Genomic DNA, 10,608 nt, shown 5'->3' on the forward strand with positions numbered 1-10,608 from the left:
GGCCCCCGGGGCCCCCACCCGGGGGTGCGGGGGGGCGGGGGGGGGGGCCCAACCTACGCGGGGGCGGCCCCCGGGGCCCCCCCCCCTTCTGGCTTCAGCTGGTGTGATCAGCCGACCCGCTCGCCGCGCTTCCCACGTAGCAGGGCAAGCCGGTCCGCGAGGATCTGCTCCAACTCGGGGATGCTGCGGCGCTCCAGCAGCATGTCCCAGTGCGTGCGCACTGCCTTCTCGGCGTTCTCGGACGGACGCTCACCGTCGACCAGGAAAGCTTCTTTGCCCGTCTTGGACGTCCAGACAGGGGGGATCTCCGCCTCGGAGGAGAACGTCACGAAGACCTGCTCGCCGTCCTCGCAGCGATACTCGACGCGCTGGCGGGGAGCGGGCTCGACGCCTGCCTCGCTCTCCATGGACTGTGCACCCAGACGCATGCCGCGCAGGCTGCGGTCGCTCATATTTACTCCCTCACGTTCTTCGTTCTCCGACCCCGGGAACCGACTCACATGTCAACGCCTAGGCAGTCTCGCGTGTTCCCGGACGGGCTTTCCATTATAAGCCGGAACTGGCGTTCCCGCCGTTGCAGACGGGAACGCCGGCTCTCTTCGGGGAGCGGCCGAAGCGGTTGGCACAGAGAGAGCCTCAGACGGCTCCGTCGTCCGATCCGGGGCGCCGCGCGTGGTGCTCGAGGATTCCCTGAGCCTCAGCATCGAGCTCGGAGGGACGTGAGGCCTCCTCCTCGAAGGCTCGCGCATCCTCTTCTAGGCTGTCGGCCTTGCCGGACGTGATGGTTGGCTTCGGTTGATCGAGGCCTGGGGCACCGTCCTGGGCCGTTTGAAGCGGTGAGGGCGCTCCCGACGCCGCAGCCTGACCGACGTTGCCGATGACCCCGCCGATTCCTTTGAGGGCCTCGCCGACTTCACTCGGGATGATCCACAGTTTGTTGGAACCGCCCTCAGCGATCTTCGGGAGGGTCTGCAGGTACTGGTAGGCGAGCAGCTTGCCGTCCGGGTTTCCACGGTGGATCGCATCGAACACCTTCTGGATGGCCTGGGCTTCGCCGTCTGCCTTCAGGACGGCTGCCTTCGCCTGGCCTTCGGCCTTCAGGATCTGGGACTGCCGCTCGCCCTCGGCCGTGAGGATCGCGGATTGCTTGGTGCCCTCCGCGGTGAGGATGGCTGCGCGACGGTCGCGCTCGGCGCGCATCTGCTTCTCCATCGAGTCCTGAATCGAGTGCGGCGGCTCGATGGCCTTGAGTTCGACGCGGGAGACCCGCAGGCCCCAGCGTCCCGTCGCCTCGTCGAGCACGCCCCGCAGCTGTCCGTTGATCTGGTCGCGCGAGGTGAGGGCTTCCTCGAGATTGAGGCCGCCGACGACGTTGCGGAGGGTGGTGATGGTGAGCTGCTCAACCGCTTGGATGTAGTTGGCGATCTCATAGGTCGCCGCTCGAGGATCGGTCACCTGGAAGTAGACGACGGTATCGATCGAGACGACGAGGTTGTCCGAGGTGATGACGGGCTGCGGCGGGAAGGAGACGACCTGCTCGCGGAGATCGAGCAGGGGGAGAAGCCGGTCGACGAAGGGGATCAGCAGCGTCAGCCCAGGAGTGAGCGTCCGCTGGTACTTGCCAAGGCGTTCGACGACGCCGGCACGGGCTTGCGGGATGATGCGCACTGACCTGACAAGGACAGTGCCGACGAACAGGATCAGTGCAATGACGACGACGATGAGCAGAACTCCGCCAACGTCCATGATGTCCCCCTTGTGATGTGGTCAGCTCCGATACGGTGAGGTCTCGCTGCCCGGCGCAACGACGGCTGTTGCGCCGTCAATGGCGACGACCTGGACAACGTCGCCCGGGAGGAATTCGCCCCTCTCGGCCCGCGCGGTCCAGACGTCACCGCCGATCTTCACGAGCCCCCGGCTGCTGTCGACCGCCTCCATGACCATTGCCCGCGCGCCGACCAGGCGGTCGACGTTGGTGCGGACGTCCTCGATGCTGCGCTGCTGCATGTGGCGCATGGCAACAGGACGCACGAAGCCGATCATGCCGAGTGAGACGACAGCAAAGACGAGTCCCTGGAGCCAGGTGGGGCCTCCGAGGACGGCAGTGACGAACGCGGCGAGCGCGCCGCCCGAGAGCATGGCGAAGACGAGGCTCAGGCTGATCATTTCGATGCCGCCAAGCACCAGGGCAAGCACGAGCCACAGCATCCACGCGTTCTGCATGACCCAGTCCACGGCGCCCTCCATCCCCCGCTCCTTCCACTACCCTAGCCCAGCGGAACGCCACGGGGACCGGCCACCGAATAACATGTTCGCCACGGATGGGCAAGGTCCTCAGACGGCCACAAGAGGCTCTTTGACCGTGCCGCTTGCGCGCCTGTCTGCGGCGCGGCGGAGCGCCTGCACGGCGGCCGTCACGGTCACCGGGGCGTCGGTGAAGGGGAGTCGCAACCGGCTCTCGAACGCGCCGTGGAGCCCGAACCGCGGGCCCGCCGTGAGCGCGAGCCCTTCCTCCTGTGCGGCAAGGACGAGCTCCGACGAGGACCACGGCGCACAGTTGAGCCACAGGGCAAGTCCTCCGTCGCAGGCCGGCAGCTGCCAGTCGGGAAAGTTCTCGGCCACGGACGATCTGAGGGCTTCCAGTCCGTGGGCAAGCTGCGCGCGACGTTCGGCGACCAACTGCTCCTCGCGATGGAGGAGCTCGACGGCGACCAGCTGCTCGAAGACGGGGGTTCCCAGATCCATGCTCGTCCTCGCCTGGACGTGTCGCGTGACGAGGTTCCGGCTCTCGCGAATCCAGCCGACGCGGAGGCCGCCCCAAGCGAGCTTGCCCAGGCTTCCGACGGTCACCACCGAGGGCGAAGCCTTGGCCAAGGGGGCACGGGGTCCCCGTCCCAGGTCGAGCCACATGGTGGTCTCGTCTGCGATGAGGACCGTGCCGTGCCGGTCCGCTGCCCGGGCGAGCTTCGCGCGATCCTCGTCCGACAGGCTCGCGCCGGTGGGGTTCTGGAAATCCGGCATGACGTAGCCCAGAACGGGAGCTGCGTTCCGCAGGGCCGATTCCGCTTCGACGAGATCCCATCCCCAGTCCGGGGTCACAGGGAGAGGAACGGGACGCGCTCGGACGGCAAGCAGCGCGTCGATCGCGTGGGGGTAGGTGGGCTGTTCGATCAGCGCGCGGTCGCCGGGAGAGACGAGGAGGCGGGTGAGCAGGGCGATTGCATGCTGTGCGCCGGACGTCACGACGATCTGTTCCGGGTCGGTCGGCACGCCCCGGCCGCGATAGTGCTCGGCGATCGCGAGCCGCAACGCGGGGTGGCCGACGATTTCGTAGCCAGATCCGGAGAGCTCGGGGCCGATGTTCCCGGCCGCGATGCGGAAGCATTCTCCGACGGCATTCGCAGCAGGCAGGGCGGCCTTCGTGAGGTCGAAGGCGACTGCAAGGGCGCTGTCGCCAGCGGCCGGCCGCGAACCGGGCGACACGTAGCTGCCCGATCCCTGACGGCTCTCAATCGTCCCGAGCTCCCGCAAACGCGCGTAGGCGGCGGCCACCGTCGTCCTGCTCACCTGGAGGGCCGCTGCCAGATCGCGCTCAGCGGGGAGGCGCGCACCGTGCGCAACGCGTCCGTCGGCGATAACGAGCCTGATGCGGTCGGCGAGGGCGGCGTAGGCGGGCGAGGCGGACCTCCACGTGCCGAGAATGGAGGCCAATCGAGCCGCTGTGACGGAGGTCATGAGGCCATATTCCCATAATTGGCCCTTTTGGCAGCAGTCCAGTTCCGGCGAAGCTTGTCGCATGCCCTTCGTCCGAGAATTTCTCACCTCCTCGCGTCTGTCCCTGCGCCTGATCAGGCTCTTTGCCGGGCTCTTCGCTTACGGGGTGGCCATCGCCTTCATCCTCCGCGCGGGGCTTGGGGCTTCACCGTGGGACGTCCTCGCACAGGGCGTCGCCAAAGCCATCGGCCTCAGCTTCGGAACGGCGACCGTGGGCGTCAGTGTGGTCGTCCTCCTGCTCTGGCTCCCTCTGCGGCAGCGTCTTGGCTGGGGGACCCTCGCGAACGCCCTCCTCGTCGGGGTCTTCGCGGACTTCGGGCTCGCGCTCCTTCCTCCCTCGACGGTGTTGCCCTGGGCGATGGTACTGGCGCAGTGCGCCTTCCTCGCGGTCGGCCTGGTCCTCCTCGCGTTCGCGTCAGCGCTGTACATCGGGGCTGGACTCGGGCCCGGCCCTCGGGACGGCCTGATGACCGGGATCGTCGGAAGGACGGGATGGCCTGTGTGGCTGGTCCGCTCTGGCATCGAGGTGCTGGCGACTTCCGTCGGCTGGTCCCTCGGCGGCACGGTGGGAATCGGGACGGCCGTCTTCGCGTTCGGGGTCGGTCCCTTGATCCAGTTGGCACTCCGGGTGCTGCACGTCGACCTTGCGAAGCTGGCCGCCCCGTCAGAGGGGCACCGCGGTTCCGAGCGCGGTGGGGCAGACGACGCCCGAGCGGGCGAACAGGTCAGCGACGCCGTAGGACGGTGATCTCCACGACGCCCTCGGTCTGGACTTGGTCCTCGCCGAGCAGGGAGAGGATCGTCTCCCTGCTCGAATGGTGACCGGCAGGCCCCATGACAGCAAGATCAGCCGCCGCTTCACGGGTGAGCACGAGCGGGAAGCGAACAAGGCGGACCGAAGCGGCCTCGAACTCAGGGCCAGCCGAGGTCGCGACCGCTTCTGCCTTGCCCGTCGGGACGTCGAGCATGGGCAGGAGGCCCCGGAGGGCGGCGAGGTGATCGGGGCTCGGCGTAACAATGCACGCGGCTCCGCCTGAGCGGAGCGCGCGGGCGAACTCAGGGAAGTTCCGCGGCGCGAAGACGTCCACGACCAGATCCAGGGAGGCGTCTTCGAGCGGCAGTTCTCGCCACACATCCCAGACGACGGCGGCGGTCCGCGGAAGCTTGGCAGCACGGCGAAGCGCGAACTTCGAGATGTCCAGGGCGACGGCGCGGGAGCCCGGCATCCTCTCAAGGAGAGCGTCGAGGTAGTACCCCGTCCCGGCACCCACGTCGAGGATCGCGCGAGGGCCTGAGCCGCCGTCGTCGTCCCCTGCGGTTGCGGCCGCACACGCGTCCGCCAGCGCCCGCGCGATGGGGGCGTAGCTGCCGGTCGCCAGGAATCTCTCCCGGGCAGCGACCATCTCGGCGGAGTCGGGCAGAAAGCGGGTGCCTCGGCCGGTCAGGAAGTTGACGTAGCCCTGACGTGCAGCATCGAAACGATGCTCGGAAGCGCACACCAGCGTCCGTTCGCTGCTCTTTGAGCCGTCCCACCCGTTCCTGCACACCGGACAGCGCAGGAGTTCGACGGCGGGGAACGGCATGCCCCCATGCTAGCCTCGGCGGTCGCGGCTAGGCTTCACGCGTGAAGCCTAGCCAGCTGGATGCCATCGCCACCCTGTCAGCTCCATCGCTCCATCCTTCGGGCGGGCGCTGCGTTGTCGCCGTCACCCGGCCCGACTTCCGCGCCGACGCCGCGGTCGGGCAGCTCTGGGAGGTGAGCACGGAGGGGCTCCGGAAGCCGCGTCGGCTCACGCGCGGCTTCCGCGACACGTCGCCACAGTATTCTCCCGACGGGCAATGGATCGCCTTCCTACGGGCCCAGCCCGGCGGGCGACCGCAGCTCTTCGCCGTCGAAGCGGAGGGCGGGGAGCCGCGGGCGCTGACCGATCGCCTGCTCGGAGTGGAGGCCCTCGCGTGGTCCCCGGACTCCGCACGCCTTGCGTTCATCTCCCGCGAGCCTGAGGCCGGGCGGTACGGAAGCACCGAAGGTGTTGGCCCCGGTGCCGAGGATCCCCGGCTTATCACCCGGCTCAACTACCGGCTGAACGGGCGCGGCTACACGCTCGACCAGCCGGCTGAACTCTTCGTCCTAGACCTCCCGGACGCCAACGAAGAGCCGTTCATCGCGGCCAGAGGACGCGCGAAGGAGTCCACAGAGGAGATCGAGGGCGCCGAGGGCGAGACCTCGAAGGGGCTTCCGCAGGCGCGCCAGCTCACCTCGGCGTCAGTCGACCACTCGATGCCGGCCTTCGGAGCCGACGGCCAATCGATCTACACGGTCTCGCAGGCCGACCCCGAAGCGATCGACACCTTGACGTCGCGACTCGTCAGAACGTCCGTCGAAGGAGACCCGGGCGCGGTCATCGAGCTCGGCACTCCGCAAGCGGCCTCAGTGCAGGCCGCGAAACCGGCACCCGACGGAAGCGGGCTCTTTGTCCTGGCCGCGTCCTTGGGCGAGTCGGGGACCGACTTCGTGGGCCGCAGCACGAGGCTCTTCTGGCACAGCTTGGCCGACGGCAGCACGACGCGAATCAGCGATGACGGGGACGACTTCGGCGAGGCGCCCGGGAGCCTCCGGGTGGACGAGGGCGGCCGCGCGCTCGGCCTCGTGCGGACCCGCGGCACCGTGCTGCCGGTCGCCTACATGCGCGAAGGAGGCAGGGACCTCCTCGCCGACGGCAGGCTCGTGGCGACGGGCGTCGACTCGGCGGGCGGCGTCGTCGTCCTCTCCCTCGCGGACGCCGAGAGCCCCGGCGAGCTGGCCGTGGTCAGGAACAGCGGAATCACCCGGCTCACCGACTTCGGGGCCGGCCTCCGCGAGGCGGCGCCGGCGTTCATCCCGAGGGAATTCACGGGAAAGAGCGCCGACGGGTCAGAAGTGCACGGCTGGCTCGTGCTGCCCGAGGGAGAAGGGCCCCACCCGGTCCTCCTCACCATCCACGGCGGACCGTTCGCCCAGTACACCGGCGCATGGTTCGACGAGGCGCAGGTCTACGCGGGAGCTGGCTACGCCGTCCTCCTGTGCAACCCCCGCGGATCTGCCGGGTACGGGGAGGCTCACGCGCGGGCGATCAAGGGCCGAATGGGAACCGTGGACTTCGAGGACGTCCTCGGGTTCCTGGACTCCGCGCTCGAGGCCTTCCCCGAGTTGGACGGCCAGCGGCTGGGAGTGATGGGAGGATCCTACGGCGGCTATCTCACGGCGTGGACCATCGCCCACGATCACCGCTTCGGGGCAGCGATCGTGGAGCGCGGTTTCCTGGACCCGGTGAGCTTCGTGGGTTCTGCAGACATCGGATGGTTCTTTCCGGGGGAATACACGGGATGGGAACCCGAGGAGATGCGGGCGCAGAGCCCCATGGCCTGCGTCGACGACGTGCGCACCCCGACCCTCGTCATCCATTCCGAGGAAGACTGGCGCTGCCCGATCGAACAAGCGCAGCGGTACTACGCGGCGCTGAAGCTCGGAGGGGTCGAGACGGAGTTGCTGGTCTTCCCGGGCGAGAACCACGAGCTCTCGCGGTCCGGGACGCCTCATCACCGCAAGCAGCGGTTCGAGCACATCCTCCGGTGGTGGGGGCAGCATCTGCCGACTGCGGCAAATCCGGCCCCCTAGAAGCCCAGCTCGCGCGCCGCGGCCTCAGGCGTGGGGTGGGACCACCTCGCCGCATATTCCTCGTTGCTGCAGAGAGACCTGAGATCCGCCTTGTCGACGTACAGCGTTCCGCCGAGATGGTCGGTTTCGTGCTGGACGATCCGCGCAGGCCAGCCCGCGAACTCCGCGCGGCGGTCAGCGCCCTCGGGAGTCGTCCACCGCGCCTCGATCCGGGTGTGCCGACGGACGACGGCGGTGTACCCGCGGACCGAGAGGCAGCCTTCGTAGAACGCCGTTTGCTCGTTCCCGATGGCGGCGTACGCGGGATTGACGACTGCGAAGAAGGGCAGCGGGCCGCGATCGCGGACCCTGGCCACGTCGTCGTCTGTCGCCCACATGTCCTCGAGGACGGCAAGCTGGAGGGGGAGCCCGATCTGCGGGGCGGCGAGGCCAACACCGGGAGCCGCGTGCATCGTACGCCGCATCACCTGGATGAGCGCTCGCAGGAGCGCGTCGTCGAGCTGGCCGTCGAACGGGATGGCCTCGCTGCGCAGCACAGGATGCCCGGCCTGGACGATGGGCGGCAGCTCGTCCGCCGCAACGATTTCGGCCGCCCTCTCGCCGAGGCGTGCGGCAGACCAGCGACTGCGGGATGCGGGACTCATGCCCTCAGATTAGGTGTGGACGCGGCTCCCGGTGGGGAGGCGCGACGTCACCATCCGCACGCCCTTCCGACGAAAGCATAGACCGCCGCCTTGAGCGTGGCGCTCGCCGGCACCTTCACGACTCCGGTCTGCCCGGCGACCTTGAGCGTGAGCGGGATGAGGGTTCCGATCTTGTCTTCGGCCACAGCGTGCGGGTCGCAGCGCGCCGGGCGGAAGGTCAGCGGAACGCGGGAGCCGTTGGCGACGAGGGCCAGATCGTGGGGCCACGGGGCCGCCGGGTCTTCAGCCAGCAGCGTGGTCCCGCTGACGGAGACGAGGACCGCCGGGGTGCTCGGATTCCCGGCAGGCGGCGCGACGATGAGATCGAGGACCGCGGTCTGCGGGGAGAGGCCGGGCTGGAGTTCGTCGGCGAAGCGGAGGTCGACGGCGCTGTGGGCGACGGCCGCGAAGCATTGTTCCGTCCGCACGCGGGACAGGACATCGTGCGGGTCGGCTGCGGGCACCGTGAGGGACGTTCCGTCGGCGAAGACGGCTCGGACGGAGGGGTTCGACCCGCCGGTCGACGCGCAGCCCGGCGCGCCCACACTCGCCGGCAGGCTGAGGGGCTGGTCTGGCGGGAGCTCGATGCTGCCCGTCCACGGCGTCCCGGCCGCGAAGCCTGAGCCGACGAGCTCGGCCCGGACCACCGTCCTGCTGGCAGAGGTCCGATTGTCGAGCTGCAGGACGATCGTGGTGGTTCCGTACTCGTCGCGGAACTGGTCGACGACGGCGGTGAGCTGAGCCTGAGGCGTGCTCGCCGCAGCGTTACCGGTCGTGGTGGAGGACGACGACGGCCCCGCCCCTGCGCCGGAACACCCGGCCGCGCCGAGTGCGCACGTGAGGGCGAGCACGGCGAGACGAAGAGCGCGAACCCGCGGACGCATGGATCTAGGCTACGCGGGGGCCTACGAGCCTGGGCTGCTGATCATCGCAAGGAACTCCTGAGCCGAGCGGGGGAGCGGCTCGGCCGCCGACCAGACGGCGCGAAGGACCCGACGGAGGCGCAGGCCCGGCGTGGCGACCTCGGCGAGCCGGCCGCTGCGCAGCGCAAGCTGGACGGCAAGGCGACTCACGACACCCGGACCCAGCCCTGCGGCGACGCTCGCCGCGAGCGCCGCGTTGCTGCCCACTTCGAAGCGGGGGCCCGTACCGTGCGGCGCGAGCGCGAGGTCCGCCGTCTGGCGCGTTCCCGATCCTCGTTCCCGAACAACGAGTCCCGCAGTGGCCACCTCTTCGGGAGAGATCTCGCCTCGGGCGGCCCACGGATGGTCGGGGCGGACGACGACGACGAGCTCGTCCCGCGCGACGTCGAGATAGCGGAATCCGGTCTGCACGGTTGGCCCTTCGACGAAGCCGAGGTCCGCCGCGCCCGAGCGGAGGCGGGCGAAGACTTCGTCGGAATTGCCGACGTCGAGGGTCAGGTTCATCCCCGGGAGGCGCTCTTGGGCGGCGGCGAGCCATGACGGCATGAGGTGTTCCGCGACCGTCATGCTCGCGGACACGTGGAGCGTGCCTCGGTCCCTTTCGAGGGCCCCGACGGCCCGTGCAACGCTCTCGGCCGCCTCGAGGACGTCCGAGGCGAGTCCGGCAATGACCCTGCCCCGGTCGGTGAGCTCGGTGCCGCGAGGTGTCCGGCGGGCGAGGGCAAACCCCGCGGAGCCTTCCATCTGTTCGAGGAGCCGGGACGCGTTGGGCTGGGCCATGCCGGTGTCACGGGCAGCGGCGCCAATGCTTCCGTGGGCGGCGAGCGCCGCAAGGAAGCGGTAGTGGCGAAGGTCCCAGTCCCGAACGGTCATGTGCCCAGCGTATGAGTTCACGAGGAGAAAAATTCTTCTGTCCGACCTTCCGTCGTGCTGTTCCCCTGGTGCTCGAGCCAGCCGCGCCAACCGAGTACACCCAGCAGCTCCCGGCCGCTGACCTCTGGCGATCCGCTGTGCGCACATGCGCTGCGGATGGCCCGAAAGCTGCCTTCCGCGTACCTGAAACGGAGAACGTGAGTACTCAGTAGGGGGGTACTGAGCCGCATAAACGAGTAGCCGCAAGTGTAGGCGTGGGCGGGTGCCGGCTGGGAAAGTCTTCGCATCGGGCTCCAAGGATTAGCCGATCCGAAGTCCGCACAGCGTCAGAACTGGTGGGGCATTTCGACGCCGCCGCTCGTATCGCGCGTTCACACCCCTAGAAGGAGCACTCCCATGAACAAGATGACCAAGAAGACCAAGGCCGTCCTCGCCGTCGCCTCGGCGGGCATGCTGAGCGTTGGCGGCGCCGCCGCGTTCGCGTACTGGACGACGACGGGCACCGGCACCGGTTCGGCGACCGCGTCCGCCGGCGGCGGCACGGTGACGCTGCACTCGTCCTTCGCAGCAGGGCTCGCACCGGGCCAGTCGGCGACGGTGACGTACACGGCCGACAACTCGAACCCGTCCAGCACCGTCGTGGGCGCTCTCGCGGCGACCGTGACTACGAGCGATACGGCTCACTGTCTTCCGTCCT

Annotated in this window: 11 protein-coding genes; 3 read left to right on the plus strand and 8 right to left on the minus strand. The window is 69.1% G+C overall.

What is annotated here, in order from left to right; all coding sequences use genetic code 11:
• Nucleotides 1-107: 107 nt before the first annotated feature.
• The 4 genes from ACTHL9_RS07730 to yczR form a co-directional block, all read right to left on the minus strand.
• Nucleotides 108-452 carry an RNA polymerase-binding protein RbpA gene (locus ACTHL9_RS07730; RefSeq protein WP_440518267.1) on the minus strand — a complete coding sequence of 115 codons (345 nt, stop codon included), beginning with the start codon at nt 450-452 and terminating at the stop codon, nt 108-110.
• Between the two features lie 184 nt (nt 453-636).
• A complete protein-coding gene (locus ACTHL9_RS07735) occupies nt 637-1,746 on the minus strand; it encodes an SPFH domain-containing protein (protein ID WP_440518268.1) in 1,110 nt (369 codons plus the stop codon).
• 21 nt (nt 1,747-1,767) lie between these two features.
• Nucleotides 1,768-2,247, minus strand: coding sequence for an NfeD family protein (locus ACTHL9_RS07740; RefSeq protein ID WP_440518269.1), 480 nt, complete (start codon nt 2,245-2,247; stop codon nt 1,768-1,770).
• 87 nt (nt 2,248-2,334) lie between these two features.
• Nucleotides 2,335-3,735 carry a MocR-like transcription factor YczR gene (gene yczR / locus ACTHL9_RS07745; RefSeq protein WP_440518270.1) on the minus strand — a complete coding sequence of 467 codons (1,401 nt, stop codon included), beginning with the start codon at nt 3,733-3,735 and terminating at the stop codon, nt 2,335-2,337.
• A 61-nt stretch (nt 3,736-3,796) separates the two neighbouring features.
• Between yczR and yczE the strand changes: the two genes are divergently transcribed.
• Nucleotides 3,797-4,522 (plus strand): membrane protein YczE, encoded by a 726-nt coding sequence (gene yczE, locus ACTHL9_RS07750; RefSeq protein ID WP_440518271.1) that lies wholly within the window; start codon nt 3,797-3,799, stop codon nt 4,520-4,522.
• On the opposite strand, the gene ACTHL9_RS07755 is transcribed toward yczE, so the two are convergent.
• Nucleotides 4,500-5,357 (minus strand): methyltransferase domain-containing protein, encoded by an 858-nt coding sequence (locus ACTHL9_RS07755; RefSeq protein WP_440518272.1) that lies wholly within the window; start codon nt 5,355-5,357, stop codon nt 4,500-4,502. The genes yczE and ACTHL9_RS07755 overlap by 23 nt on opposite strands.
• A gap of 41 nt (nt 5,358-5,398) precedes the next feature.
• Here ACTHL9_RS07755 and ACTHL9_RS07760 point away from each other — a divergent pair, with 41 nt between their 5' ends.
• Nucleotides 5,399-7,432, plus strand: a complete 2,034-nt coding sequence (locus ACTHL9_RS07760; protein WP_440518273.1) for a S9 family peptidase — start codon at nt 5,399-5,401, stop codon at nt 7,430-7,432.
• On the opposite strand, the gene ACTHL9_RS07765 is transcribed toward ACTHL9_RS07760, so the two are convergent.
• The 3 genes from ACTHL9_RS07765 to ACTHL9_RS07775 are packed head-to-tail and all read right to left on the minus strand — an operon-like array spanning nt 7,429 to nt 9,911.
• A complete protein-coding gene (locus tag ACTHL9_RS07765; RefSeq protein WP_440518274.1) occupies nt 7,429-8,076 on the minus strand; it encodes a peptide deformylase in 648 nt (215 codons plus the stop codon). The genes ACTHL9_RS07760 and ACTHL9_RS07765 overlap by 4 nt on opposite strands.
• A 47-nt stretch (nt 8,077-8,123) precedes the next feature.
• Nucleotides 8,124-8,999 carry a hypothetical protein gene (locus tag ACTHL9_RS07770; RefSeq protein ID WP_440518275.1) on the minus strand — a complete coding sequence of 292 codons (876 nt, stop codon included), beginning with the start codon at nt 8,997-8,999 and terminating at the stop codon, nt 8,124-8,126.
• 21 nt (nt 9,000-9,020) lie between these two features.
• Nucleotides 9,021-9,911 carry a LysR family transcriptional regulator gene (locus ACTHL9_RS07775; protein WP_440518276.1) on the minus strand — a complete coding sequence of 297 codons (891 nt, stop codon included), beginning with the start codon at nt 9,909-9,911 and terminating at the stop codon, nt 9,021-9,023.
• Nucleotides 9,912-10,307: 396 nt separating this feature from the next.
• Between ACTHL9_RS07775 and ACTHL9_RS07780 the strand changes: the two genes are divergently transcribed.
• Nucleotides 10,308-10,608: hypothetical protein (locus tag ACTHL9_RS07780; RefSeq protein WP_440518277.1), on the plus strand; the 301-nt coding region annotated here is incomplete at its 3' end.

Source organism: Sinomonas sp., from assembly GCF_051955515.1.
Classification (GTDB): Bacteria; Actinomycetota; Actinomycetes; order Actinomycetales; family Micrococcaceae; genus Sinomonas.